The organism is Variovorax sp. FG153 (genome assembly GCF_057809595.1).
The window spans coordinates 37,443-62,463 of record NZ_JBMDKG010000040.1 but is presented as its reverse complement, the minus strand read 5'-3'; the positions used below and the strand labels follow the sequence as shown (position 1 = coordinate 62,463).

General features: G+C 69.4%; 21 protein-coding genes. 13 read left to right on the top strand and 8 right to left on the bottom strand.

Annotated elements, in window-relative coordinates; translation table 11 throughout:
• Position 1: 1 nt before the first annotated feature.
• The 3 genes from ACODT0_RS31860 to ACODT0_RS31850 all read right to left on the bottom strand — a co-directional run bounded on the left by ACODT0_RS31860 (position 2) and on the right by ACODT0_RS31850 (position 3,604).
• Positions 2-1,534 (bottom strand): alkaline phosphatase, encoded by a 1,533-nt coding sequence (locus tag ACODT0_RS31860; protein WP_172705315.1) that lies wholly within the window; start codon positions 1,532-1,534, stop codon positions 2-4.
• 31 nt (positions 1,535-1,565) lie between these two features.
• Positions 1,566-3,032: an alkaline phosphatase gene (locus tag ACODT0_RS31855; protein ID WP_489043108.1), complete on the bottom strand. Its 1,467-nt coding sequence runs from the start codon at positions 3,030-3,032 to the stop codon at positions 1,566-1,568.
• A 161-nt stretch (positions 3,033-3,193) separates the two neighbouring features.
• On the bottom strand, positions 3,194-3,604 hold the full coding sequence (locus ACODT0_RS31850) for a DUF2177 family protein (protein WP_489043107.1): 411 nt from the start codon (positions 3,602-3,604) through the stop codon (positions 3,194-3,196).
• A 159-nt stretch (positions 3,605-3,763) separates the two neighbouring features.
• On the opposite strand from ACODT0_RS31850, the gene queC reads away from it, so the two are divergent.
• Entirely contained in the window at positions 3,764-4,492 is a 729-nt protein-coding gene (queC, locus tag ACODT0_RS31845; RefSeq protein WP_422097951.1) for a 7-cyano-7-deazaguanine synthase QueC, read from the top strand.
• On the opposite strand, the gene ACODT0_RS31840 is transcribed toward queC, so the two are convergent.
• Positions 4,450-6,240, bottom strand: a complete 1,791-nt coding sequence (locus ACODT0_RS31840) for an ABC transporter ATP-binding protein/permease (protein WP_489043106.1) — start codon at positions 6,238-6,240, stop codon at positions 4,450-4,452. The genes queC and ACODT0_RS31840 overlap by 43 nt on opposite strands.
• A 118-nt stretch (positions 6,241-6,358) precedes the next feature.
• On the bottom strand, positions 6,359-6,925 hold the full coding sequence (locus tag ACODT0_RS31835; RefSeq protein ID WP_261217892.1) for a phosphonate degradation HD-domain oxygenase: 567 nt from the start codon (positions 6,923-6,925) through the stop codon (positions 6,359-6,361).
• Positions 6,926-7,168: 243 nt separating this feature from the next.
• Here ACODT0_RS31835 and ACODT0_RS31830 point away from each other — a divergent pair, with 243 nt between their 5' ends.
• From ACODT0_RS31830 to ACODT0_RS31775, 12 genes are all read left to right on the top strand, one after another.
• Entirely contained in the window at positions 7,169-8,200 is a 1,032-nt protein-coding gene (locus ACODT0_RS31830; protein ID WP_057593792.1) for a putative 2-aminoethylphosphonate ABC transporter substrate-binding protein, read from the top strand.
• Between the two features lie 164 nt (positions 8,201-8,364).
• Positions 8,365-9,438: an ABC transporter ATP-binding protein gene (locus ACODT0_RS31825; RefSeq protein WP_261217891.1), complete on the top strand. Its 1,074-nt coding sequence runs from the start codon at positions 8,365-8,367 to the stop codon at positions 9,436-9,438.
• A gap of 287 nt (positions 9,439-9,725) precedes the next feature.
• Positions 9,726-11,438 (top strand): putative 2-aminoethylphosphonate ABC transporter permease subunit, encoded by a 1,713-nt coding sequence (locus ACODT0_RS31820; protein ID WP_489043105.1) that lies wholly within the window; start codon positions 9,726-9,728, stop codon positions 11,436-11,438.
• A complete protein-coding gene (locus ACODT0_RS31815) occupies positions 11,435-12,568 on the top strand; it encodes a TIGR03364 family FAD-dependent oxidoreductase (RefSeq protein ID WP_296734392.1) in 1,134 nt (377 codons plus the stop codon). The genes ACODT0_RS31820 and ACODT0_RS31815 overlap by 4 nt, the downstream gene beginning before the upstream one ends.
• A 29-nt stretch (positions 12,569-12,597) precedes the next feature.
• Positions 12,598-13,422 carry a phosphonoacetaldehyde hydrolase gene (phnX, locus tag ACODT0_RS31810; protein ID WP_489043104.1) on the top strand — a complete coding sequence of 275 codons (825 nt, stop codon included), beginning with the start codon at positions 12,598-12,600 and terminating at the stop codon, positions 13,420-13,422.
• A gap of 75 nt (positions 13,423-13,497) precedes the next feature.
• Positions 13,498-13,632, top strand: a complete 135-nt coding sequence (locus ACODT0_RS31805) for a hypothetical protein (protein ID WP_412179451.1) — start codon at positions 13,498-13,500, stop codon at positions 13,630-13,632.
• 121 nt (positions 13,633-13,753) lie between these two features.
• Positions 13,754-15,016, top strand: coding sequence for an MFS transporter (locus tag ACODT0_RS31800; protein ID WP_057593784.1), 1,263 nt, complete (start codon positions 13,754-13,756; stop codon positions 15,014-15,016).
• 67 nt (positions 15,017-15,083) lie between these two features.
• Positions 15,084-15,824, top strand: a complete 741-nt coding sequence (locus ACODT0_RS31795; RefSeq protein ID WP_489043103.1) for a GntR family transcriptional regulator — start codon at positions 15,084-15,086, stop codon at positions 15,822-15,824.
• 118 nt (positions 15,825-15,942) lie between these two features.
• Positions 15,943-16,986 (top strand): taurine ABC transporter substrate-binding protein, encoded by a 1,044-nt coding sequence (locus ACODT0_RS31790; protein ID WP_489043102.1) that lies wholly within the window; start codon positions 15,943-15,945, stop codon positions 16,984-16,986.
• A 4-nt stretch (positions 16,987-16,990) separates the two neighbouring features.
• Positions 16,991-17,806 carry an ABC transporter ATP-binding protein gene (locus tag ACODT0_RS31785; RefSeq protein WP_261217737.1) on the top strand — a complete coding sequence of 272 codons (816 nt, stop codon included), beginning with the start codon at positions 16,991-16,993 and terminating at the stop codon, positions 17,804-17,806.
• Positions 17,803-18,618: an ABC transporter permease gene (locus ACODT0_RS31780; protein WP_057593781.1), complete on the top strand. Its 816-nt coding sequence runs from the start codon at positions 17,803-17,805 to the stop codon at positions 18,616-18,618. The genes ACODT0_RS31785 and ACODT0_RS31780 overlap by 4 nt, the downstream gene beginning before the upstream one ends.
• Positions 18,619-18,625: 7 nt before the next feature.
• Positions 18,626-19,867 carry a pyridoxal phosphate-dependent decarboxylase family protein gene (locus ACODT0_RS31775; protein WP_261217736.1) on the top strand — a complete coding sequence of 414 codons (1,242 nt, stop codon included), beginning with the start codon at positions 18,626-18,628 and terminating at the stop codon, positions 19,865-19,867.
• A gap of 49 nt (positions 19,868-19,916) precedes the next feature.
• Here ACODT0_RS31775 and ACODT0_RS31770 read toward each other — a convergent pair whose 3' ends face one another.
• From ACODT0_RS31770 to ACODT0_RS31760, 3 genes are all read right to left on the bottom strand, one after another.
• On the bottom strand, positions 19,917-21,929 hold the full coding sequence (locus ACODT0_RS31770) for a lipoxygenase family protein (protein ID WP_422097946.1): 2,013 nt from the start codon (positions 21,927-21,929) through the stop codon (positions 19,917-19,919).
• Positions 21,930-22,132: 203 nt separating this feature from the next.
• Complete coding sequence (locus ACODT0_RS31765) at positions 22,133-23,557, bottom strand: 8-oxoguanine deaminase (RefSeq protein ID WP_489043101.1); 1,425 nt, start codon at positions 23,555-23,557, stop codon at positions 22,133-22,135.
• Between the two features lies 1 nt (position 23,558).
• The gene (locus tag ACODT0_RS31760; protein WP_489043100.1) at positions 23,559-24,977 is read right to left on the bottom strand and encodes a nucleobase:cation symporter-2 family protein; all 1,419 of its coding nucleotides are present in this window, start codon (positions 24,975-24,977) and stop codon (positions 23,559-23,561) included.
• Positions 24,978-25,021 lie beyond the last annotated feature (44 nt).

The following is a 25,021-nucleotide window of genomic DNA, read 5'->3' as shown; positions in this document are numbered from 1 at the left end:
GTCACAGGCCCGCCGCCTGCCGGACCTTGTCGAACACCTTGATGTTCTCGAGGGTGCCCTTGAAGATCTTCGAGCCCGCGCCGCCGGCGAACAGCATCACGTCGCCGCCGCCATGGGTTTCGGAGCCGGGCGCGCCGAGGTTGATGCCGACCTCCTGCAGGAAGTTGTCGTCCTCGGTGTTCATCGCGCTCTGGTCGTCGCGGTTCGGCGCGCGGGCCGGCGCGATCCACGGCTTGTTGCCGTCTTCCGGGTTGACCTGGCTGCCCGCGCTCGCGTTGGGCCGGCCGCCGTTGCCGAACACCAGCGTGGTGTAGGGCTTGCCGTCGGCGGCCTTCGAGGGCTTGCCGTCGGCGTAGCCGTTGACCTTGCCGAGGATCGGGTTGCCGATCTTCGGATAGCCGTTGAAGGCGATCGCGTGGTCGTGGTCGGCCGTGACCACCACCAGCGTGTTCTTCAGGCCCGGGTCCTTCCTGTTCATGTAGTCGAGCGCGGTCTGGATCGCGGCGTCGAAGGCCAGCGTGTCTTCCAGCGCGCGCTTGGCGTTGGTGCCGTGCAGCGCATGGTCGATGCGCCCGCCCTCCACCATCAGGAAGAAGCCCTTGTCGTTGCGGCTGAGCACGCCCAGCGCCTTCTCGGTCATCTCCGACAGGCTCGGCTGGTCGAGGTTCTGCTTCACGCGGTCGAGCTCGTAGGCCATCTCGCTCTGCGAGAACAGACCCAGCAGCTTGCCGGTGGCGGCGGTGTCGACGGCGCGCAGCTTGGTGCCCGTGTCGACATAGGCGTAGCCCTTGGCCTGCATCGCGGCCACCAGGTCCACGTTGTCGGTGCGCTTGCTGCTCGGGTTGAGCGACTTCGGCAGGTAGTTGCGCTGGCCGCCGCCCATCAGCACGTCGATGCCGTCGAGCAGCTTGGGGTTGTAGTTCGCATGGCCCGGCGTGCTCTGCTCGGCGATGGTGTTGTAGCCGTTGCGGTTGCAGATGTGGGCGTAGGTGGTGGCCGGCGTGGCGTGGCCCACGCGCGTGGTCGACACCGCGCCCACCGCGCGGCCCTTGGCCTTGGCGAGCTCGAGCAGCGTGTCCACCGCCTTGCCGTTGGTCGGCGGGCAGGTGGTGTTCTCGCCGTTGATGTACTGGGTGCCCGTGCCGTCGACGGCGGTGGTGTCGCTCGACATCGAGATCACCTCGTTGCGCATCTTCACGCCGGTCATGTAGGCGGCCATCGAGGGCGCGCTGTCGGTGGTCTGGCCGTCGAGCGAGAAGGTCTTCACGCGCGCCGCGAAGGGCAGCGACTGCATGACGAGGTGGGCGCGTTCCGGGCTCGCGAGCGAGCCGGGCCTGGCCGCGAGCTGCTTCTCGCCCTTGTAGATGCGCGCGGCCGTCACGGTGACCGGGCCCATGCCGTCGCCCAGGAAGAAGATGACGTTCCTGGCTTCGCCGGCGGCGTGCGCGCTGCCGGCCAGGGTGCCGGCGGCGGCGCACAGGATCGCGGCGGCCAGGCGGGTGTTGCGGGTGATGCGGTTCATGGTCGTGCTCATGGTGATGGGGTCGGTGGCTGCGGTGCGTGCCTCAGAGGCCGACCGCCTTCCGGATCAGGCCGAACACGTCCGTGTTGGTGATCACGCCGGAGAAGTTCTCCGCGCCCAGGCCCTGCGCGCCGAGGAACACGTCGGCGCCGCCATGCGTCTCGGAGTCGCTGGCCGCGTCCATCGGCACCACGGCTTCCTGCCTGTAGTCCTTGCCTTCGAGCTCGGCGTCGCCGATCGGGCCGCGCGAGGACAGGCGGCGCGGGCCGTTGCCGAAACCGATGATGGTGTACGGGTTGCCGTCCACGTCCTTGCTGGTCTTGCTGGTGTCGACGTAGTCCTTCACCAGGCCGAGCACGCCCGGCTTGCCGGCCTCGGTCTTGCCGGTGCGCGCGGCATAGCCGTTGAGCTGCAGCGTGTGGTCGTGGTCGGCCGTGACCACCACCAGCGTGTTCTTCAGGCCCGGGTCGATGGCCTTCATCTTGTCGAGCGCGAGCTTGATGGCGTCGTCGAAGGCGCCCGTGTCCTGCAGCGCGCGGCGCGCGTTGGTGGCGTGCAGCGCATGGTCGATGCGACCGCCTTCCACCATCAGGAAGAAGCCCTTCCTGCGCGCGGCCAGCGCGTCGATGGCCTTGCCGGTCATCTCGGCCAGGCTCGGTTCCTTGCCGGCGTCGCGGTCCAGGTCGTAGGCCATGTGGCTCTTGGTGAACAGGCCGGCGATCTTGGTCGTGCCGTCGGCCGGCAGCTTGTCGAACTCGGCCTTGCTGGCGGCGAAGCCGTACTTCGCGCTCTTCAGTTCGGCGATCAGGTTGCGCTTGTCGTTGCGCTTGCCGCCGTCTTCCTTGGGCGTGAAGTAGTCGGTGCCGCCGCCGAAGACGACGTCGACGCCGTCGCCCAGCCTGGTGTTGTAGCCGGCGCCGCCGGGCACCAGCGCGGCGGCGATGGTGTTCTCGGCGTCGCGGTGGCACACGTGCGCGTAGGTGGCCGCGGGCGTGGCGTGCGTGATGCGCGTGGTGGTCACCACGCCGGTCGCGTAGCCACGGGCCTTGCTCTGCTCGAGCAACGTTTCCACCGCGCGGCCGTTGCTCGGGGGGCAGGTGCTGTCGAAGCTGGCGTGGTAGGCCTTGCCCGCGGCATCGGTGGCCTGGGTGTCGGGGCTCATCGAGATGACTTCGTTGTTCATCTTCACGCCGGTCATGTAGGCCGACATCGAGGGCGCGCTGTCGGTCACCTGGGCGTCGTTCGAATAGGTGTGGACGAAGGCCGTCTCGGGCAGCGTGTCGATCGTGAGGTCGCCGTCCTCGCCGACCTTGTAGATGCGCGCGGCGGTCAGCGTGGTGATGCCCATGCCGTCGCCGAGGAAGAACAAGATGTTCTTCGGCGCTTCCGCCGCCGGCGGGTTGGTGGGTGGAATCAGCGGCAGCAGGCCGCCGTGGCTGTCGCTGCCGCCGCAGGCGGACAGCAGCAGTGAAACGCCCAGCAGCGCCGGGGCAATGAAGTGTCGGGTCATGCGACTCCCTTGGTGGTTATCCGTTCGGCGCGCCTCCTGCGCGCCGTTTCTGGAGAAGCAATCTAGGGAGGCCGCATGACTCTCGCGTGACGCGATGCACGCGGGCATGAAAAGTTCGACGCGCCGTTAAAAAAAGCGCGCCATGCCCGGCCGGCGCGATTTCAGCGGGACGCCGCCCAGCGCAGCGCCGCCCCGCCCGCCGTTGCCGCCACGCCGCTCGCGAAGGTGCCCCAGGCCATGTCGAGCAGCGACAGGCCCAGCGGCCAGCCCTTCATGATCGAGAGGTTGGTGAGGTCGTAGGTCGCGTAGGCGAACAGGCCGAGCAGGGCGCCCAGCAGCGCGGTGCGCGCGAGGCTCACGGCCTCGGCGCCGGGCAGCACCGCGAAGAACACCAGCCCCACCGGGTACAGCAGGTAGAACAGTGCCGCGAAGCCCAGCCTGGGCTCGGAGGCCATCAGGTGGCCCAGCCCCTGCTGGTAGAGGTTCTTGGCGATCACGCCGAGCCAGAGCGAATCGATCAGCGCCATCACCAGGAAGGTGGCGGCCCAGGCGGCGAGGTGTTTGGTGGTCATGGCGGCGGTGCGGATGGGTGGGGTGTCGCGGCCATCGTAGCGAGGCCCGGGGGCCGCGGGTAGCGCCCGCGGCGCGGGCTGCGAAAATCGCGCGTTCGGACTACAGCTCCGTCGTTCCCGCGCACCGATGCGCCTTGCCATTCATTCCTCGAGCCCATCATGCCCCTGCACACCACCGCCCTCGTCCTGTTCTCCGGCGGGCAGGACTCCACCACCTGCCTGGCCGATGCCCTCTCGAAGTACCAGCGCGTCGAGACCCTGGGCTTCGACTACGGCCAGCGCCACCGCGTCGAGCTCGACGTGCGCGCCGGCATCCTCGCCTCGCTGCGCGAGCGTTTTCCCGACTGGGCGCCGCGTCTGGGCCAGGACCACGTGCTCACGCTGGCGGCGCTGGCGCAGCTCGGCGGCTCCTCGCTGACCGAGGAGGTCGCGTTCGAGATGCAGGCCGACGGCCTGCCCAACACCTTCGTGCCGGGACGCAACCTGCTGTTCCTCACGCTGGCCGGCGCGCTGGCCTACCGGCGCGGGCTGCAGGTGATCGTCACCGGCGTCTGCGAGACCGACTTCTCGGGCTACCCCGACTGCCGCGACGACACCATGAAGGCGATGCAGCTCGCGCTGTCGCTAGGGCTGGAGCGCCGGCTGGTGATCGACACGCCGCTGATGTGGATCGACAAGGCCGAGACCTGGCAGCTCGCGCACCGCCTCGGCGGCCAGCCGCTGGTCGACCTGATCGTGGAGGAGACCCACACCTGCTACCTGGGCGACCGCACGCACCGGCAGGCCTGGGGCTATGGGTGCGGCGAGTGTCCGGCTTGCGAGCTGCGCGCCAAGGGCTGGGATCGCTACGTGGCCGCCGCCGGAGCCGCCGAGGCTTCGAGCCGGTAGCGCGCGCCGCCGGCCGCGCCGTCGGCCTGCGGCACCAGCGTCCAGCGCTGGCCGTGGAACTCGCCCACCGCCGCGCGGTGCGCGATCGACACCATCGAACCGCCCGCTGCCTGCACCATCGCGCCCAGCCGCCGGTAGAGCGTGCTCTCGGCCTGGGCATCGAGCGCGCTCGTGATCTCGTCGGCGAACAGCCAGGCCGGCTTGCGCAGCAGCACGCGCGCGATCGCCAGGCGCTGCTGCTCGCCGCCCGAGAGCTTCTGGCTCCAGGCATCGCTGTCGTCGAGCCGGCCGGCAAGGTCGGGCAGCAGGGCGTCGTTCAGGGCCTGGCGCAGCTGGTCGTCGCTGAAGTCGGTGGCGGGGTTGGGGTAGGTCAGCGCATCGCGCAGCTTGCCGTCGGGCACGTAGGGGCGCTGCGGCATGAAGGCGACGTTGTCGGGCACCTGCAGGCGCCCCTTCGAGAATGGCCAGATGCCCGCGAAGGTGCGGAACAGCGTCGACTTGCCGCTGCCCGAGGGGCCTTGCAGCAGCACGCTCTCGCCGGACTTCACGGCCAGCGCGGCGCCGGCGAGCAGCGGTGTGCCGTCGGGCAGCGAGACCGCGAGATCGTCGGTGCGCAGCTCGGCGTTCTGCTCGCGCTGCAGCGGCATGGACTGGGCCGCGTGGGCGCGCATGGCGTCGTCGAAGCTGGTCAGGCGGTCGGTGGTCGCGCGCCAGATCGCCACGCGGTCGTAGTTGTCGACGAACCAGCTCAGCGAGCCCTGCACCTTGTCGAAGGCCGAGCCGATCTGCATCAGCTGCCCCAGCTGGATGGCGCCGCCGAAGAAGCGCGGGCCGGCGACCAGGAACGGGAAGATCACCGCGGCCTGGCCGAAGAACGAGGTGAAGGTGACCAGGTTCTTCTGCTGCTTGATGAGCAGCAGGTAGTTGCGCAGGACGCTGCCGAAGCGCAGGTCGAGCTGGGCGTGCTCCACCTTCTCGCCCTTGTCGAGCGCGATGGCCTCGCTGTACTCGCGCACCCGCACCAGGTGATGGCGGAAGTCGGCCTCGAAGCGCTGCTGGCGGAAGTTGATGCCGATCAGCGGCCGGCCGACGAAGTGGGTGATGGCCGTGCCGACCACGCAATAGACGACGGCCAGCCAGACCATGGCGCCCGCGATCTGGTAGGTGCTGCCGCCCAGCGAGAAGGAGAAGTTGCCCGACAGGCCCCAGAGGATGCCGACGAAGCTCACCAGCGTGACCACGGCATTCAGCAGGCCCATCGACAGCGTCATCGTGTAGTCGGTGAACAGCTGCATGTCCTCCTGGATCCGCTGGTCGGGGTTGTCGGGCGCATGGCTGTTCTGGTTCGCGTAGCGCGCGAGCTCGAGGTGATAGAAGGTGCGGTCGGACATCCAGCGCGACAGGTAGTCGCGTGTCATCCAGGTGCGCCAGCGCAGCTGCAGCAGCTGCGTCACGTAGAACTTGAGCACCTGCACCGCGATGTTGAAGAAGGCGATCCAGCCGAAGACCCGGACCTCGCGCCAGAAGCTCACGGCGTCCTTGTTCTGCAGCGCGTCGTAGAAGCGGCCATACCACTGGTTGCCCAGCACGGCCACGTACACATAGAACAGGTTCAGTGCGACGATGCCCAGCAGCATGAGCCGCGCCCGCCATTTCTCCTCGGATCGGAAGTAGGGCGCCGCGAGCGCGAAGACGCGCCGCAGCACCTGCAGGAAGCTGCGGGCGCGTTCGTTGACGGTGGGAGACATGCTGGCTTTCCTCGCTGGCGCAGGCGCGCCGGTCATCGTGAGGAGACCATAGTAGACAAATGTTTCTTAAACCGGGCTGAAACATGCCGGCACGGCATGCGACCGGCCCGCGCTGCCCTCACCAGGTGTTCAGCATCACGCGCGCCGCGGTCGCCAGGAAATGCGAGAGCGGCGGCGTCTTCAGGCCTTCGACCTTCGCCTCCTCGTCCCACAGTCGCAGCCGGATCGCATCGCCCGACCACGGATGGTCGGCGAAGCGCCGCGCGGCCGCGTCGTTCATCGGCCCGCCCTGCAGTTGCAGGCTGCGCACCGAATCGGGCGAGAGCCGCGCGAAGTAGTCGGGCCGGGTCGCGCAGAGGTAGCGCTTGGCATCCACGTGCAGCCGGATCGGTTCGCGCACCTCGAGCCCGAAGGCGCCGCGCAGCAGCGGCAGCGCGATGTACTGGTGGCGGTCGTCGATGCCGAGCTCGGTCGGCGAGCGCTCGAGCGTCTGGTGCTCGGTGATCAGCATGTGGCCCAGGTCGTGCAGCAGCGCGGCCGTGACCAGCGCATCGCCGGCCTCGGCCTGCTCGGCCAGCCAGGCGCATTGCAGCGCGTGCTCGGCCTGCGACACGGGCTCGCCCGCATAGGCCACGCCGCCGCGTTCGGCAAAAAGGCGGGCGATCTCGGCGAGGTCGAGTGTCATTGTTCTGAAACGAAGCGCGGGCGACAGCACACCGAAGTTCGCGGATCTCGATGACAAGGCCGTGACCGCTGGCGCGGGCCGCGTCGAAAAGAGGGTCTTGGCGGGCCCTGGCGCATGCGTTTGACAAATCCCTGTCACACGCCGCTGCCAGCATCGCCGCGTCCACGGCAGGCCTGCGCCACCGTGTTGCGTTTTCGTTTTTCTTTCGCTTTCCGCTTCATTTCTTTCCCGAGGGATCTCACCATGCTGCGTCGTTGTCTTCGCTGGGCCGCCGTGCCCGCCCTGCTTTCGCTGGCCTTCGCCGCCACCGCCCAGGGCCGCACCGAGCTGCTGGTCTATACCGCGCTCGAGGCCGATCAGGTGCAGGCCTACAAGGCCGCGTTCGAGAAGGAGAACCCGACCATCGAGCTGAAGTTCGTGCGCGACTCCACCGGCATCGTCACCGCCAAGCTGCTGGCCGAGAAGGCCAACCCGCAGGCCGACGTGGTGTGGGGCCTGGCCGCCACCTCGCTGATGCTGCTCGACAAGGAAGGCATGCTGCAGCCCTACGCCCCCAAGGGGCTCGACGCGGTGAAGCCCACCATGCGCGATCCGGCCAACCCGCCCAAGTGGGTGGGCATGGACGTGTGGTCCTCGGCCATCTGCTTCAACACCGCCGAAGCGACCAAGAAGAACCTGCCCAAGCCCACGAGCTGGGCCGACCTCACGAACCCGGTCTACAAGGGCCAGATCACGATGCCGAACCCGGCCGCCTCGGGCACCGGCTACCTGATGGTCTCGGGCTGGATCCAGATGATGGGCGAGGACAAGGCCTGGAAGTACATGGACGCGCTGCACCAGAACATCGGCATCTACAGCCAGTCGGGCAGCAAGCCCTGCCGCCAGGCCGGCGCCGGCGAGTTCGCGCTCGGCATGTCCTTCGAATACCGCGCCAACAAGACCAAGCGCGACGGCGCGCCGATCGACATCGTGCTGCCCAAGGAAGGCCTGGGCTGGGACATGGAAGCCACCGGCATCATCAAGACCAGCAAGAAGCAGGAAGCCGCCAAGGCGCTGGCCGACTGGGCCGTGACGAAGCAGGCCAACGAGCTCTACGCGAAGAACTTCGCGGTGCTCGCGCTGCCGGGCATCCAGGAGAAGCTGGAATTCGTGCCGGGCGACGTGGAGAAGCTGCTGGCCAAGAACGACTTCACCTGGGCCGCCGCGAACCGCGACCGCATCCTGGCCGAGTGGTCGAAGCGCTACGAATCGAAGTCGGAAAAGAAGCCGATGTGATCTGAATACGGGCAGCCGGACGCAGAGGACGCGAAGGTTTCGCGAAGGACGCAAAAGATGCAGCAGAAATCCTTTCATGGATTCCTTTCGCGCTCTTTGCGAAATCTTCGCGCCCTTCGCGTACGGAAGTCCGATCCCGTATTTGCCTCAGCTTGACCATTGACATGACCAGCTTCCTGTCCCTGCGCGGTATCGAAAAATCCTTCGGTGCCACCCGCGTGCTCGACGGCATCGACCTCGACATCGAACCCGGCGAGTTCGTCTGCCTGCTCGGCCCCTCGGGCTGCGGCAAGACGACCTTGCTGCGCATCGTCTGCGGCATCGAGCGCGCGGACCGCGGGCAGATCCTGCTCGGCGGCCAGGACATCGCGGGCCTGCCGCCGGCGGCGCGTGGCTTCGGGGTGGTGTTCCAGTCGTATGCGCTGTTCCCCAACCTGACGGCGGCGCAGAACATCGCCTATGGCCTGCATCCCACGGGCGCGCTGGCGCGCGAAATGGCCAAGCGTTCGCGCGAGATGCTCGACCTGGTGGGCCTGGCGGCGCATGCCGACAAGTACCCGGTACAACTCTCGGGCGGCCAGCAGCAGCGCGTAGCGCTGGCGCGTGCGCTCGCGCCCAATCCGCGCCTGCTGCTGCTCGACGAGCCGCTGTCCGCGCTCGACGCGCAGGTGCGAGCGAGCCTGCGCACCGAGATCCGCGCGCTGCAGAAGCGCCTGGGCATCGTCACCATCATGGTCACGCACGACCAGGAAGAGGCACTCTCGATGGCCGACCGTGTGGTGCTGATGCACGACGGGCGCATCGAGCAGGCCGGCACCCCCGACGAGCTCTACCGCCAGCCGCGCACGCGTTTCGTCGCGGGCTTCGTCGGCCGCATGAACATGCTGCCGGCCACGGTGCTGGCCGATGGCAAGGTGCGCGTGCGCGATGCCGAGCTGTTCTGCGCCCCCGGCAACCTCAGCGTGGGTTCGCAGGCCACCGTGGGCATCCGTCCCGAGCATGTGGTGGTGAAGCGCTTCGGTGCCGAACTCGGCGCCAACAGCTTCGCGGCACGCCTGCTCGACACCGAGTTCTTCGGCAACCGCACCGCCGCGCGCCTGGCCTGCGAGCCGCTGGGCATCGAGATCGAGGCCGAGCTGCCGGCCGATGCGCAAGGCAATGGCGGCGAGCCGCTGGTGCCGAGCAGCATGGTGCATATCCAGTTGCCTTTGCATGCGCTGTCGGTGCTGGCGCATTGAATGACGTGTTGTCTTGCGATGCAAGGTTCGGGGCGGACTCACGCCGACGGGGTACTCCCCTCCGCGAATGTCCCCCGGCCTTCGGCCTCCTCCTTGATTTCGCTGCGGGGAGTACCCCATCGACGTGAGTCTGGAGCAGGTCGGTTGAACCGGCTGGCACCACTGCTGCGCCTCCGTGCACAGGGCAGTGGGTGCTTCCCGCAGCGAAATAAAGGAGGAGCCGAAGGCGGGGGACATTCGCGGAGGGAAGTACCCGCTGTCCTGTGCACGCGCCCCGGACAAAAAAAATGAGCAGCACCCCAGACGTCATCGCTACACCCATGGCGCCGATACGCGCCAACGCCGTAGACCGCGAACGCTGGCTCACCGGCGCCGCTGTACTGCTCGTCGTCGCATTGCTGCTGGTCATCGTCGCACTGCCCGTAGGCGCACTCGTCGGCCAGAGCTTCTTCGACCGCGAAGGCGCCTTCGTGGGCCTCGCCAACTTCGCGCGCTACCTCGACAACCCCGCCCTGGTCCAGTCCGCCTTCAACAGCCTCTGGCTGGCCGCGATCAGCGCCGTCATCTGCACCGCCATCGCCTACGTCTACGCGTATGGCCTCACGCTCTCGTGCATGCCGGCCAAGGGCGTGCTGCGCGCCGTCGCGCTGATACCGCTGCTCGCGCCCTCGCTGCTGCCCGCCATCAGCCTGGTCTACCTGTTCGGCAACCAGGGCCTCTTCAAGGGCCTGCTCGGTGGCGCGTCCATCTATGGCCCGCTGGGCATCGTGCTGGGCTCGGTGTTCTGGACCCTGCCGCATGCGCTCCTGATCCTCACCACCGCGATGGCGACCTCCGACGGCCGCCTCTACGAGGCCGCGCAGACCCTCGGTGCTTCGCGCTGGCGCATGTTCCGCACCGTCACCCTGCCGTCCACGCGCTACGGGCTGATCGTGGCCGCGATGGTGGTGTTCGTGCTGGTGATCACCGACTTCGGCGTGCCCAAGGTGGTGGGCGGCCAGACCGGCGTGCTCGCGACCGACATCTACAAGCAGGTGGTCGGGCAGCAGAACTTCCAGATGGGCGCGGTGGTGGGCTTCGTGCTGCTGATCCCGGCCGTGCTGTCCTTCCTGGTCGAGCGCCACGTGCGTCGCAAGCAGGCGGCCGCGCTGTCGGCGCGCGCCACGCCCTACCAGCCCGAGCCGGTACGCACGCGCGACCGCGCGCTGCTGGTGTTCTGCGCGCTCACGGCCTGCGCCATCCTCGTGATGATCGGCATGGCCGTGTTCGCCTCGCTCGCCACCTATTGGCCCTACCAGCTCGCGCCCTCGCTGAAGAACTACGACTTCAGCAACATGGACGGCGGCGGCTGGGGCAGCTACTTCAACTCGCTGCGGCTCGCGGTCTGCGCCGCCGTGGCGGGCGCGCTCCTCACCTTCGTCTCGGCCTACCTGGTCGAGAAGCCGCGCCACTTCGGCCTGCTGCGCGAACTGCTGAACCTGCTGGCCAACCTGCCGCTCGCGGTGCCGGGCCTGGTGCTCGGCGTGGGCTACATCTTCTTCTTCATCTCGCCCTCGAACCCGCTGCGCGCCATCTACGGCAGCATGACCATCCTCGTGGTCTGCACCGTGGCCCACTTCTTCTCGGTCGCGCACCTCACCTCGCTGACCGCGCTGCGCCAGCTCGACCGCGAGTACGAGCTGGTCTCCGAATCGATGGGCATCCCGTTCTGGCGCACCCTGTGGCGGGTGCACCTGCCGGTCGCGCTGCCCACGGTGCTCAACGTCGGCGGCTACTTCTTCGTCAACGCGATGACCACCGTGTCGGCCGTCGTGTTCCTCTATTCGCCGCAGACCACGCTGGCCGCCATCGCCGTGCTCAACATGGACGATGCCGGCGACGTGGCACCCGCCGCGGCCATGGCCTCGCTGATCATGCTCACGGCCGCCGCCGGTCGCGGCCTGTTCGCGCTGGCCGGCCGCTGGGCGCTCGTGCGCACCCAAGCCTGGAGACACCGTTGACCGCCGCTCCCAACTCCTCCTCCTTCGACGTCATCGTCGTCGGCGCCGGCATCGTCGGCCTCGCGCATGCCTACACCGCCGCCAGGCGCGGCCTGCGGGTCTGCGTGGTCGAGCGAGACGCCGCCTGCATCGGCGCCTCGATCCGCAACTTCGGCTTCATCACCGTGACCGGCCAGGCGCCGGGCGACAGCTGGCGCCGCGCCATGCATTCGCGCGACGTGTGGCAGGAGATCGCGCCGCAGGCCGACATCGACATCGTGCACCGCCACCTGTGGCTCGCGGCCTACCGGCCCGAGGCGCATGCGGTGCTCGAGGCCTTCATGCGCACGCCCATGGGCGAGGCCTGCCAACTCATCGATGCCGCCGAGGCCCAGGCCAAGGCGCCCGCGCTGCACCTGGCCGAGGCGCGCTCGGTGCTGTTCAGCCCGCACGAGCTGCGCGTGGAATCGCGCACCGCGATCGCCCGGCTCGCCACCTGGCTGGCGCGCGCGCACGGCGTGAGCTTCCGCTTCGGCGAGGCGGTGCTCGAGGTGCAGACGCCGCGCGTGCGCACCTCGCGCGGCGAGCTGCATGCCGAGCGCGTGGTGGTCTGCACCAACAGCGAACTGCACGGCCTGTTCGCCGATCGCATCGCGGCCCACGACCTCACGCTGTGCCGGCTGCAGATGCTGCGCGTGCAGCCCGAGGCCGGCTTCCGGCTGCCGGGCGCGGTGATGATGGACCTGAGCCTGGTGCGCTACGAGGGCTACAGCACGCTGCCCGAGGCCGCCGCGCTGCGCGAGCGCCTGCAGCAGGAGGAGGCGGCTTCGCTCGCGCACGGTATCCACCTGATCGTGGTGCAGAGCGCCGACGGCTCGCTGGTGGTCGGCGATTCGCACCACTACGCCGCCGCGCCCGAGCCTTTCGCGCTGGAGGAGGTCGACCGCCTGATCCTGCGCCACCTGCGCAGCACGCTCGACCTCGAGAGCGCGCAGATCGTCGAGCGCTGGAACGGCGTCTATCCCTCCTCGAAGACCACGCCCTGCGTGATCGACGCGCCCGACGACGCGACCCGCGTGGTGCTGGTCACCAGCGGCACCGGCGCCAGCACCGGCTTCGGCATCGCGCACGACGTGTTCGCCGGCTGGTGATCCCTTTTCATTCACGCGAGTTCTTCTTCATGTCCGCCACGCATTCCTCCAGGCTCCAGGCCGTCGTCTTCGACTGGGCCGGCACCATCCTCGACTTCGGCTCGTGCGCGCCCATGGGCGCCTTCGTGAAGCTGTTCGAGCAGTTCGGCATCGAGATCACCATCGCCGAGGCGCGCGGCCCGATGGGCATGGCCAAGTGGGACCACATCAAGGCGCTGGGCTCGCAGCCGCGCATCGCCGCGCAGTGGGAGACGAAGCACGGCCATGCCTTCAACGATGCCGATGTCGACCGGCTCTACGAGGTGTTCACGCCGATGAATGCCGCCAGCGCGCGCGACCATGCCGACTTCATTCCGGGCGCGCTCGACGCCGTGGCCGCCGCGCGTGCGCGCGGCATGAAGATCGGTTCGACCACCGGCTACAACCGCCCGATCATGGAGGTGGTCGCGGCCATCGCCGCGCAGGGCGGCTATGTGCCCGACAACCTCGTGTGCGCGGGCGACCTCGCGGCCGGCCGGCCTTCGCCGCTGATGATGTACCGCTGCTTCGCCGACCTCGGCGTGTGGCCGGCCCACGCCGTGGTGAAGGTCGACGACACCGGCGTGGGCCTCGAGGAAGGCCTGAACGCGGGCACCTGGGCCGTGGGCCTCGCGGTCAGCGGCAACGTGATGGGGCTGACCCTGGCCGAATGGCAGGCGCTCGGCGCCGACGAGCAGCAGGCACGCCGCGAGCAGGCCACCGAGCAGCTGAAGGCGGCCGGTGCCCACTACGTGATCGACAGCGTGGCCGAGCTCATGCCGGTGCTCGACGACATCGAGCGCCGCCTCGCGGCCGGCGAGCGGCCCGGGCGCTGAGTTCCGTTTTCACGGCGGCGCGATCGGGCCCGCGTCCGACTTGACCGCCCATCGGGCGGGCCTAGCATGCCCGCCATGCGACACCTCTTCCTCGCACTCTGCTGCTGCCTCGGCCTGATGGCCGCCGGTTGCGACGACAAGCCCAGGCCGGGCGGTCCGATGCCCAAGGCCTCGGCCGCGCAGCCTCTGGTCGCGCCGTCGGTGGGCTGACGAGCCCCCGGGCATTGCCGCGCCGTCGGCGCGCGGTGCGTTCGTGCGCCATCGCGGCTTGCCTTGTATGCTCGACCTCGCCGTCGCCCTGACGGACGCATGCAGGACAAGAAAGAGAACGATGACGGAGACGCTCGCCGCACGCCACCCCTCCCACCAGCCCGATTCGCGCTACGCCATGGTGCGGCTGGGCCTCACGCTGCTGATCATGACCGTCGGCAGCAGCGGCATGTACGTGGTGTCGGTGATGCTGCCCTCGGTGCAGGCCGAGTTCGGCATCGACCGCGCGCAGGCCTCGCTGCCCTACACGCTGCTGATGCTGGGCTTCGGCATCGGCGGCGTGCTCATGGGCAAGCTGGCCGACCGCTTCGGCATCATGTGGCCGCTGCTCGGCGGCGCCGTCTGCCTCGGTCTCGGCTACGTCGCCTCGGGCCTCGCCGGCGGCATCGTCTCCTTCACCATCGCCCAGACCCTGCTGGTCGGCCTGCTCGGCAGCTCGGTGGCCTTCGCGCCGCTGGTGGCCGACACCTCGCTGTGGTTCGTCAAGCGGCGCGGCATCGCGGTGGCGATCTGCGCCAGCGGCAACTACGTGGCGGGCGCGGTGTGGCCGCCGATCGTGCAGCACTTCATCGAGACCGTGGGCTGGCGCCAGACCTACATCGGGATGGGACTGTTCTGCAGCGTCACGATGGTGGCGCTGGCCTTCTTCTTCCGCGCGCGTCCGCCGGCGGCCGTCGCGGCACCGCCCGTTGCCGGTCCCGGCGGCGCCGCGGTGCGCAACCTCGCGCGGCCCTTCGGCTTCAGCACCGGCGCGGCGCAGGGCCTGCTGTGCGTGGCGGGCGTGGCCTGCTGCGTGGCGATGGCGATGCCGCAGGTGCACATCGTGGCCTACTGCAGCGACCTCGGCTTCGGCGCCGCGCGCGGCGCGCAGATGCTCTCGCTGATGCTGGCCTTCGGCGTGGTGAGCCGGCTGGTGTCGGGCGCCATCTGCGACCGCATCGGCGGGCTGCGCACGCTGCTGCTCGGCGGCGCGCTGCAGTGCGTGGCGCTGCTGCTGTTCCTGCCCTTCGACGGGCTGGTGCCGCTGTACGTGGTGTCGGCGCTGTTCGGCCTGTTCCAGGGCGGCATCGTGCCCTCGTACGCGATCATCGTGCGCGAGCACTTCCCGGCCTCCGAGGCGGGCGCGCGCGTGGGCACGGTGCTGATGTTCACGCTGTTCGGCATGGCGCTCGGCGGCTGGATGTCGGGCAAGGTGTTCGACCTCACGGGCAGCTACCACGCGGCCTTCCTCAACGGCATCGGCTGGAACCTCGTCAACGTCTCGATCGCGGCCTTCCTGCTCTACCGCGTCATGGGGCGCGGCCGCCGCGTCGCGCCGGCCTGAGCCGCCGTCCGGGCGGTCTGGGGCGGCAGAGTATATTCAAGCGACAGATTCTTCGAGCCGACCCCCGATGCCCGCTTCCAAGCCCACCGCCCGCCGACCCGACGTCCGCCCGCGCGCGCGCCGCGCCGCCCATGCGGAAGCGGTGCCGCCGGACTACGCGCAGGGCGCGCGCGCCGACACGCTGACCGACCAGGTCTACCAGCAGCTTCGCCAGTCGCTGATGACCGGCGCGCTGCTGCCCGAGCAGGTGCTGACCGTGCGCGGCGTGGCCGAGAGCCAGGGCGTGAGCCTGACGCCGGTGCGCGAGGCGGTGCAGCGGCTGGTGGTGGAGCACGGGCTCGAGGTGGTCAACGGCCGCACCATCCGCGTGCCGCGCCTCGATGTCGAGACCTACCGCGAGATCCTCAAGATCCGCATGGAGCTCGAATGCCTGGCGGCCAAGGAGGCCGCGCCGCGCATCTCGAACGACGAGATCGAGCGCCTCGACGGCGTGGTGCAGGCGCACCTGGCGGCGATCCAGGCCGGCGATGCGCACCGCACCCTGCTCGAGAACACCGAATTCCATCTCTCGATATATCGAGCCTCGGGCCAGGCCATCCTGATCCGCATCATCGAGAGCCTATGGCTGCGCGTCGGCCCCACGCTCAACCTGCTGTTCCCGCAGTACTGCGGCAGTCTCACGGGCCACGAGACGCATCTGACCGCGATGGACGCGCTGCGCCGGCGCGACGGCGACGCGCTCGGACAGGCGATGCGCGACGACCTGACGCACGGCTCGCGCTACCTTATCCGGCTGCTCAAGCCCTGAAAAAGCGGCTGGGTCGGGTTTTTGCGTAGACAGAATATATTCTGATCGCCTAAAGTGCGGCCCAAGGCCTCGTTGCCGGGGCTCCAGTTCCTTCGTCTGTTCGAAGAAAGGCCGTCGCATGAAGTTGAATCTCTCCCGCCGCGAGTTCCACATGGCCAGCGCCCACATGCTGCTGGCCTCCTCCGCCGGCTCGCTGCTGCTGGGGGCCTCGGGCCCGGCCGCCGCGCAGTCGCGCTCGGTCAAGCTCGGTACCTTCGGCGCCATCGATGCGCAGAACTACATCCGCGCGAAGAACATGGCGGCCAAGACCTTCGGCGCCGGCACCAGCGCCGACTTCGTGACCGTGCGCGCGGGCTCCGAGGTGATCGCGGCCATGGCCGGCGGCAGCCTCGACATGTGCAACATCGGCTCCAGCCCGATGATGGTCGGCTACGCCAACGGGCTGAAGGCCTCGATGGTCTACGTCTACAAGAACATCGTCGACAGCGAATGCCTGGTGGTGCAGGGCAACTCGGGCATCACCACGGTGGCGGGGCTCAAGGGCAAGAAGATCGGCCTGCCGTTCAACACCTCGGTGCACTTCGCCGCGGTGGCGGCGCTCAAGACCGCGGGCATCGGGCTGGCGGACGTGCAACTCATCAACATGCGCGCCGACCAGATCGCCTCGGCCTGGCAGCGCCGCGAGATCGATGCCAGCTACATCTGGGTGCCGGTGCTGCCGCGCCTGACCGAGGACGGCGGCAAGATCATCTTCAAGACCGGCGACCTCAACAAGAACAACCTGCTGATCTTCGACGGCCTGCTGGTGCGCGACGAGTTCAAGCAGAAGTCGCCCGACCTGGTGCTGGCCTTCCTCAAGGACTACGAACAGATCGCGCGCACCTTCAAGCAGGAACCGAAGGAAGTGGTCGAGACCATGACGAAGTTCCTCAACGTCGACGAGGCCGCGGTGATGCGCTCGCTCAACACCTTCTACCCGGTGCCCGCGCGCGAGCAGCTGCAGAGCCACTGGATGGGCAAGCCCGGCGAGAAGGACACGGGCGTGCTCAAGACCTTGCAGACGCAGGCGCAGTTCCTCCTGGAGTCGGCGCAGATATCGGCCATGCCCAAGGACCTGAGCGGGCTCGTCGATTCGAGCTTCGTCGCCAAGATGGCCGCCTGAGGCCATGGGACTGCCACCGCAGCAGGCGGGCACGCCCAAGGTCCGTTTCGAGGAAGTCTCCAAGCGCTTCGGCGACGGCCCCGACGCGGTGCAGGCGCTGGAGCCGATCACGCTCGACATCGCGGAGGGCGCCTTCGCCTGCCTGCTCGGCCCCTCGGGCTGCGGCAAGAGCACGCTGCTGAACATCCTCGCGGGCTTCGAGCAGCCCACGGCCGGCCGCGTGCTGATGGACGGCCAGCCGGTGCGCGGCCCCGATCCGCGCCGCGGCGTGGTGTTCCAGCAGGGCGCGCTGTTCACCTGGATGCGCGTGATCGACAACGTGGCCTTCGGGCCGCTGGCCACGGGCAAGTCGGCCGCCGAGGCCACGCGCATCGCCTCGCAATACCTCGAGATGGTCGGCCTCGCGGGCTTCGCGAAGCGCTATCCCTACGAGCTCTCGGGCGGCATGCAGCAGCGCGTGGGCATCGCGCGCGCGCTCGCCAATTCGCCCGAGATCCTGCTGATGGACGAGCCCTTCGCCGCGCTCGACGCACAGACGCGCGAGCTGCTGCAGGAGGAGATCAAGCGCATCTGGCACGAGACGCGCAAGACCGTGCTGTGGATCACCCACAGCATCGACGAGGCGCTGTTCCTCGCGACCGAGATCGTCGTGATGTCGGCGCGCCCGGGCCGCATCAAGGCGAAGTTCCATCCGGGCTTCGCGCAGAGCGACGACCCGGCCGTGGTCGCGAGCGCCGAGTTCGCGCGCATGAAGGCCGAGATCTTCGGCCTGCTGCGCGAGGAGGCGCTGGCCGCGCAGCACCAGGAGGCCCAGCGATGAGCGCCGCGCCCAACCGGCCCAACGGCGCACGCACCCGCGCGCGCTGGATCAACCTCGGCTCCTTCGCCGCGCTGTTCGTGCTGTGGCTGCTGATCACCGTGCCGATCGTGGGCGACCAGCCGCTGGTCGCGCCGCTGTTCCTGCCTTCGCCGATGTCGGTGTGGAACACCTTCCTCCAGCTCATGCAGAACGGCTACCAGGGCAAGACGCTCGCGCACCACCTGGGCATCAGCCTGTTCCGCTTCGGCGCCTCCTTCGTCCTCACCGTGCTGGTGGCGGTGCCGCTGGGGCTGTGGATGGGCATGAACGAGACCGTGAAGGCGGTGCTCGATCCGCCGATCGAGATCACGCGGCCGATGCCCAAGCTCGCGCTGCTGCCGCTGCTCATCATCTGGTTCGGCATCGGCGAGGTCTCGAAGATCGTGATCATCGTGCTCGCGCTGTTCCCGATCCTCTCGATCAGCGCCATGCAGGCGGTGCGCGCGGTGGGCCGGCGCAAGGTGCAGGCCGCGATGGCGCTCGGTGCCTCGCGCGCCATGATCTTCCGGCGCGTGATCTTCCCGGCCAGCCTGCCGGGCATCTTCACCGGCATCCGCGTGAGCATCGGCCTGGGCGTGACCATGCTGGTGGGCGCCGAGATGATCGCCACCAACGCGGGCATCGCCTACATGGCGATGTCGGCCTCCGACTTCCTGCTCACCAACGTCGTGATCGTCGGCGCGCTGATCATGGCGATCCTCGGCTACCTGCTCGACCTGCTGGCGCGGGCACTCGAAAACAAGGTCGTCCATTGGGGCGGCAAGGAAGGATGAAGCGACCATGGCACTGACACTCCCCGAGCAAGGCACGTCCTGGCCCGAACTGCAGCGGCGGCTCGAGGAGGCCGGCCGCGGCGACGCCGACTGGCGCAACGGCCGCGTGCCGATGTTCATCCACTATGCGGGCGAGGACGTGCTCGAGGTGGCCAAGAAGGCCTACCTGATGTACTTCTCCGAGAACGGCCTGGGCCCGCGCGCTTTCGCGAGCCTCGCGACCTTCGAGCGCGAGGTGGTGGAGATGGGCCTTTCGCTGCTGCACGGCGGTGCCGAGTCGCGCGGCGCCATGACCACCGGCGGCACCGAGAGCATCTTCCTCGCGGTCAAGTGCGCGCGCGACCGCGCGCTGGCGCGCCGCCCCGGCATGGCCAGGCCCGAGATCCTGATGCCCCGGAGCGCGCATCCGGCCTTCGACAAGGCCGCGCACTTCCTCGGCCTGGTGCCGGTGCGCACGCCGCTGGCGGCCGACTTCCGCGCCGACCCGGCGGCGATGCGCGCCGCCTTCACGCCCGACACCGCGATGGTGGTGGGCTCGGCGCCGGCCTTTCCGCACGGCGTGGTCGATCCCATTCCCGAGATCGCGGCGCTGGCGCGCGAGCACGGCTGCTGGATGCATGTCGATGCCTGCGTGGGCGGCTACTTCGCGCCGTTCGCGCGCGAGCTCGGCGCCGACATCCCCGACTTCGATTTCGCGGTCGAGGGCGTGACCTCGATCTCGGCCGACCTGCACAAGTACGGCTACACCGCCAAGGGCGCCTCGACCCTGTTCTTCGCCGATCCCGAGGCCTTCGCGCTGATGGGCTACTACTTCGACGACTGGCCGCGCGGCCAATACTTCACCCACACGCTGGTGGGCACGCGCGCGGGCGGCGCCATCGCCGCGGCCTGGGCGGTGATGAACTACCTGGGCCATGCGGGCTATCTGCGCGTGACCGAGCGCGTGCTCGCGACGCGGCGCGCGATGCAGCAGGGCCTCGATGCGCTGGGCCTGCCCACGCTGGGCCGGCCCGAGCTGTCGATCTTCGCCTTCGGCTCGCCCGCGCGCGACATGGGCGCCATCGGCCGCGGCCTCGGCGCGCGCGGCTGGACCGTGGGCTACGTGAAGAACCCCGACGGCATCCACCACATGCTGAACCTCACGCACGAGCCGGTGGTGGGGCAATACCTGGGCGACGTGGCCGCGGTGCTGGAGGATCCGGCGACGTTGGCGGATGGCGGTGCTGGCGGGGTGGTGGCGCAGTATTGAACGCGGGAGCGGACGGAAACCCGAATTCGACAACCTGTCCAGCGTCCGCTCAGATGTTCGTGCTCGACGGAATCCGGCTCGGCAGCAGGTGCTCGTAGGGCCGCGAGCGCGTCGTGTTGCGCTGCTTGATCGTCGTTTCGATGTTCGCCAGCGCCGCGCGGAAGCGCTCGAGCGGCCCGCCCTGGCCCGCGATCGCGGGATCGATCAGCACCGGCAGGTGCGGAAACGCGTTGTCCTTGTACTCGCCGAGCGGCCGGTAGTAGACGCCGCCGAGGATGTGGAACAGCAGGATCTGCTCCTGCGCCGCGAGCCGCGCGGGCAGCATCTGCGACCAGGTGGCCTCCGACTGGCCGGCCGTCGAGGCGGGCGCCGGCGTGCCGGCCATGCCCGCGCTGAAGGGCGCGTAGGTCATCACCGAGAGCTGCGGGAAGTTCACGGCCGCATGCTGCGCGCTGGTGTTGAAGACGATGGCCGTGATCACGTCGGCCAGCCTGGCGCGCGTGGAAATGGCCGGCAGCCCCTTCACCTTGCCGTGGGTCGATAGGTCGACGGCCCAGGCCTGCAGCTCGTGGTCGCCGCTCACGTCGGCGTCGCTGAGGTAGTAGGTCGCGACGTACTCGCCCACCCATTGCGCGATCGCGTTCCACAGCAGCAGCGCGTCGTCGCGGTACGGGTACTCGGGCAACTCGTTCGGGTTGTCGACGCCGCGCGCGCGCAACTCGTCGGGCAGCATCAGGTTGGCCTGGAAGTCGTAGGCCAGGCGGTCGCGGCCGCACTCGCGCTGCAGGGTCTCGATCGGCGCTGCGAGGATGCCGTCGCCCGTGGTCAGCGGCGCCATGATGATCAGCGTGGCCGCCTCGTTGATGAACATCGCGCCCTCGAGGTGCGGCGACAGCAGGCGGCTCAGCGGATGCGCGGTCGCGAGCTGGCGCTGCGTGGCCATCGCGAAGGCCTCCGACATCAGGTGCGTGCGGCCCAGGTGCACGAACATCTCGTGGTAGTTGAAGTCGGCCACCTGCACCGTGGTCTTGGCCGACTGCCAGGCCCAGTAGGCCTCGGCGTTCGAGGCGTCGTCCACGCGCAGGAAGATCGGATGCTGCGCCGGGTTCTGGCCGCACTGGATGGCCACGGGCACCAATGAACGGCCGGCCCTGGGCCGCGCGAACAGCGCGATCGGCATGAAGACATAGGCGGTGCCGGTCAGCGGCTTGGTCACCGGGCCCGTGGGCGCCATGTCGCCCAGGCCCTCGTAGTCGAGCAGGTAGAGGCGGCCCTCGGCGGCCGCGTCGGCGAGGCTGTCGGCGTTGCCCATGGCCTGCCGGTACTGCGCGTCGGTCAGCGGGAACTTCGAGGGCAGCACGCTGGCCTTGCGGATCAGCATCGGGTTCGGGCCGGCCACGCGCATCCAGGCGAACAGCGCGTTGTCGCGGAAGACCTGCGCGATCGACGGCTTCTCGATGGTCGCGAACAGCGCGTCGTACTGCGCCACGGTGCGCGGCCCGCCGAGCAGGCCCTGCGTCATCAGGTCCTGGTGCACCTGGCGCAACTGGGTGGCGATGTCGCCCGCGGTGCCGGTCAGCGTGCCCAGCAATGCGAGCGCCGCGGCCGGCAGCGTGAGCAGGCCGGCGTTCTGCGACAGCAGCTGCGCGAAGCTGGCCTGCAGGCTCGAAAGCCGCGTGCGCAGGTTGTCGAGCGTCTGCAGGCTGCCGCTGGCGAGCGGGCTGGTGGCGAAGGAGGCCGCGAAGTTCACGGCCGCCTCGAGCGCGCGCGACAAGGTCAGCAACTGGTGCTCGAGCGCCGGCAGTTCGGCTGGCGGCACGACAGTGCCCATCGGCACGCCCGCGAGGTTGAGGTGCGACTCGGTCCAGAGGTAGGTGGCCTGCCGGCTCACGAGTTCGAGCCGGCGCAAGGTGGCGCTGATCGGATCGATCTTCTGCGGCAAGGTGGGCCTGGGCACCGGCAGCGCGGCCGAAGCGGTGGATGGCGCGCCGGCCAGCAGGCTGCCGAATCCCGCTGCGGTGCCGGCCGCGGCCGCGCCCTTGAGGAGTTCTCTGCGTTTCATCGCTAGTGTTCCCTGTTGTTGTCGTGCATCTGGAACATCGGCCGATGGTTCTCGCCCTGGCCGACAAAATCGAACGCTCGTTCTATTCGAGCCAGCGGATTCTGCGGACGAGGCATGGCGCCCGCAATGCGGGTAGCTGCCTAGGGCGAAGGTTCGCATCCGGCGTTGCGAAAGCGCACGCCGGTCAGGTGCTGTTCAGCGTCTCAGGCCGTGTGCGGATGCCGCGCGCGCTCGTACAGCGTGCGCGCGAGCTCGCGGTGCCGCGCGAGCAGCGGCGGCAGCTCGAGATCGACGAAGCGGCCCTCGCGGATGCGCACCTGCCCGTCGATGATGCTGAGCGCGGCCGAGGCCGGCGTGCAGAACACCAGCGCCGCGACCGGGTCGTGCCCCGCGCCCGCGTGCGACACGCCGCGCAGGTCGAAGCCCACCATGTCGGCCGACATGCCCGGCGCGAGCGCGCCGATGTCGTCGCGGCCCAGCACGCGCGCGCCGCCCAGGGTCGCGATCTCGAGCGCCTCGCGCGCCGTCATCGCGGCCGGGCCATGGCCCACGCGCTGCAGCAGCATGGCCTGGCGCGCCTCGCCGAGCAGGTGCGCGCCGTCGTTCGAGGCGCTGCCGTCCACGCCCAGGCCCACCGGCACGCCGGCGCGGCGCATGGCGCCGATGGGCGCGATGCCCGAGGCCAGCCGCATGTTCGAGCACGGGCAATGGGCCACGCCGGTGCCGGTGCGGCCGAAGAGGGCGATGCCCGCTTCGTCGAGCTTCACGCAGTGCGCATGCCAGACGTCGCGGCCGACCCAGCCCAGATCCTCGGCGTACTCGGCCGGCGTCATGCCGAACTTCTCGCGCGAGTAGGCGACGTCGTTGTCGTTCTCGGCCAGGTGCGTGTGCAGCGACACGCCGCGCTCGCGCGCGAGCAGCGCCGAGTCGCGCATGAGCTCGCGCGAGACCGAGAACGGCGAGCAGGGCGCGAGCACGATGCGCCGCATCGAGTGGCGCGAGGCATCGTGCCAGCGATCGATCAGCCGCTCGCTGTCGCGCAGGATCGCGGCCTCGCTCTCCACCACCTCGTCGGGCGGCAGGCCGCCGGCGCTGCGGCCCACGCTCATGCTGCCGCGCGCGGCGTGGAAGCGCATGCCCATCGTGGCGGCCGCCTCGATCGAATCGTCGAGCCGCGCGCCGTTGGGGAACAGGTAGAGGTGGTCGCTGGTGGTGGTGCAGCCCGAGAGCATCAGCTCGGCCATCGCGGTCTGGGTCGACACGCGGATCATCTCGGGCGTGAGCCGCGCCCACAGCAGGTAGAGGTGGGTGAGCCAGCCGAACAGCTCGGCGTCCTGCGCCTCGGGCACCGCGCGCGTGAGGCTCTGGTACATGTGGTGGTGCGTGTTCACCAGGCCCGGCATCAGCACGTGGCCGTGCAGGTCGATGGCCTCGGCACCGCCGCTGCGCAGCGCCTCGAGGTAGACCGGCGGCAGCTCGGCCGTGGCACCGACCCAGGCGATGGCCGGCCCGTCGATCACCAGCGCGCCATCGGCGATCTCGCGCCGCGCGGCGTCCATGGTGACGAGCACGTCGGCGTGGCGCAGCACGCGCAGCGGCCGGGGCGAGGAGGCGATGGAGGAAGTCATGTCATTCGGTTCCGTGCGAGGTGCGTGCTGCCAGTGTGAAGGAACGCTCCCTCGACTGCACGCCGTTGTAGAAGAGATTGAGCAGCACCGCGGCGACCGTGCCGAGCACGATGCCGCTGTGCGTCAGCGGATGGGTCCAGGCCGGGAAGTGCTGGAAGAAGTTCGGCGACAGCGTGGGGATCAGCCCGAGGCCGACCGAGATCGCGATCACGTAGAGCGCGTGGCGCTCGCGTGCGTAGTCGATGCTGCCGAGGATGCGGATGCCAGTGGCAGCGACCATGCCGAACATCACGATGCCCGCGCCCCCGAGCACGAAGGAAGGCACCGATGCCACCACGTGCGCGACCTTGGGGAACAGCGCGAGCGCGATCAGCAGCACGCCGCCGCCGGCCGCCACGTAGCGCGAGCGCACGCCCGTGACCGTGACCAGCCCCACGTTCTGCGAGAACGAGGTGTAGGGGAAGGTGTTGAACACGCCGCCGATCACCGTGCCCAGGCCGTCGGCGCGCAGGCCGCGCGAGAGCGCGTCGGTGTCGACCTTGCGGCCCGTGATCTCGCCGAGCGCGAGGAACATGCCGGTCGATTCGACCAGGGTGATCAGCATCACGACGCACATCGAGGCGATGGCCGTGAGCTCGAAGCGCGGCAGGCCGAAGTGGAAGGGCGTGGTCACGGCCAGCCAGCTCGCTTCCTCGAGGCCGTCGAACTGCATGCGGCCGAGCGCCAGCGACAGCAGCACGCCGAAGACGATGCCCAGCAGCACCGCGATGTTGGCGATGAGGCCCTTGCCGAAGCGCGTGATCGCGACGATCGCCGCCAGCACGGCCGCGGCGATGGCGAGGTTCACCGGCTCGCCGTAGGCCGGGTTGGCCACCGCATGCGCGACGCCCTCGATGCTGCGCGTCGAGGTGGGCTGCCCGCCCGCGGCCCAGTGGATCGCCACCACCATCAGCGAGACGCCGATCAGCGTGATGACCGTGCCCGTCACCAGCGGCGGGAACACGCCGAGCACGCGTCCCATCAGCGGCGCGAGCGCGATGCCGAACAGCCCCGCCACGATGGTGGCGCCGTAGATCGCGGGCAGGCCCAGCGAGGGATCGATGCCGATCGCGATCATCGGGCCGACGGCCGCGAAGGTCACGCCCATCATCACGGGCATGCGGATGCCGAAGCGCCAGAAGCCGATGGCCTGCACCAGCGTGGCGATGCCGGCGGCCAGCAGGTCGGCATTGATGAGGAAGGCGATGTCGGCCTTCGAGAGGCCGAGCGCGCCGCCCACGATCAGCGGCACCGCCACCGTGCCCGCGTACATCACGAGCACGTGCTGCAGGCTCAGCGCGCCGCAGCGCATGAGGGGAAGCTTCTGGTCGACCCCTTCGCCGTCTCCTGCGGGGGTCTTTTTCTTGTCGTTCGAAAGCATGGGACTTTTCCTTCCGGCCGATGACCGGCGCGGCAGTCTAGGAG

Coding starts and splice junctions, on each gene's coding strand:
- ACODT0_RS31860 (WP_172705315.1), bottom strand. CDS start 1,534: ATGAGCACGACCATGAACCGCATCACCCGCAACACCCGCCTGGCCGCC.
- ACODT0_RS31855 (WP_489043108.1), bottom strand. CDS start 3,032: ATGACCCGACACTTCATTGCCCCGGCGCTGCTGGGCGTTTCACTGCTG.
- ACODT0_RS31850 (WP_489043107.1), bottom strand. CDS start 3,604: ATGACCACCAAACACCTCGCCGCCTGGGCCGCCACCTTCCTGGTGATG.
- queC (WP_422097951.1), top strand. CDS start 3,764: ATGCCCCTGCACACCACCGCCCTCGTCCTGTTCTCCGGCGGGCAGGAC.
- ACODT0_RS31840 (WP_489043106.1), bottom strand. CDS start 6,240: ATGTCTCCCACCGTCAACGAACGCGCCCGCAGCTTCCTGCAGGTGCTG.
- ACODT0_RS31835 (WP_261217892.1), bottom strand. CDS start 6,925: ATGACACTCGACCTCGCCGAGATCGCCCGCCTTTTTGCCGAACGCGGC.
- ACODT0_RS31830 (WP_057593792.1), top strand. CDS start 7,169: ATGCTGCGTCGTTGTCTTCGCTGGGCCGCCGTGCCCGCCCTGCTTTCG.
- ACODT0_RS31825 (WP_261217891.1), top strand. CDS start 8,365: ATGACCAGCTTCCTGTCCCTGCGCGGTATCGAAAAATCCTTCGGTGCC.
- ACODT0_RS31820 (WP_489043105.1), top strand. CDS start 9,726: ATGAGCAGCACCCCAGACGTCATCGCTACACCCATGGCGCCGATACGC.
- phnX (WP_489043104.1), top strand. CDS start 12,598: ATGTCCGCCACGCATTCCTCCAGGCTCCAGGCCGTCGTCTTCGACTGG.
- ACODT0_RS31805 (WP_412179451.1), top strand. CDS start 13,498: ATGCGACACCTCTTCCTCGCACTCTGCTGCTGCCTCGGCCTGATGGCC.
- ACODT0_RS31800 (WP_057593784.1), top strand. CDS start 13,754: ATGACGGAGACGCTCGCCGCACGCCACCCCTCCCACCAGCCCGATTCG.
- ACODT0_RS31795 (WP_489043103.1), top strand. CDS start 15,084: ATGCCCGCTTCCAAGCCCACCGCCCGCCGACCCGACGTCCGCCCGCGC.
- ACODT0_RS31790 (WP_489043102.1), top strand. CDS start 15,943: ATGAAGTTGAATCTCTCCCGCCGCGAGTTCCACATGGCCAGCGCCCAC.
- ACODT0_RS31785 (WP_261217737.1), top strand. CDS start 16,991: ATGGGACTGCCACCGCAGCAGGCGGGCACGCCCAAGGTCCGTTTCGAG.
- ACODT0_RS31780 (WP_057593781.1), top strand. CDS start 17,803: ATGAGCGCCGCGCCCAACCGGCCCAACGGCGCACGCACCCGCGCGCGC.
- ACODT0_RS31775 (WP_261217736.1), top strand. CDS start 18,626: ATGGCACTGACACTCCCCGAGCAAGGCACGTCCTGGCCCGAACTGCAG.
- ACODT0_RS31770 (WP_422097946.1), bottom strand. CDS start 21,929: ATGAAACGCAGAGAACTCCTCAAGGGCGCGGCCGCGGCCGGCACCGCA.
- ACODT0_RS31765 (WP_489043101.1), bottom strand. CDS start 23,557: ATGACTTCCTCCATCGCCTCCTCGCCCCGGCCGCTGCGCGTGCTGCGC.
- ACODT0_RS31760 (WP_489043100.1), bottom strand. CDS start 24,977: ATGCTTTCGAACGACAAGAAAAAGACCCCCGCAGGAGACGGCGAAGGG.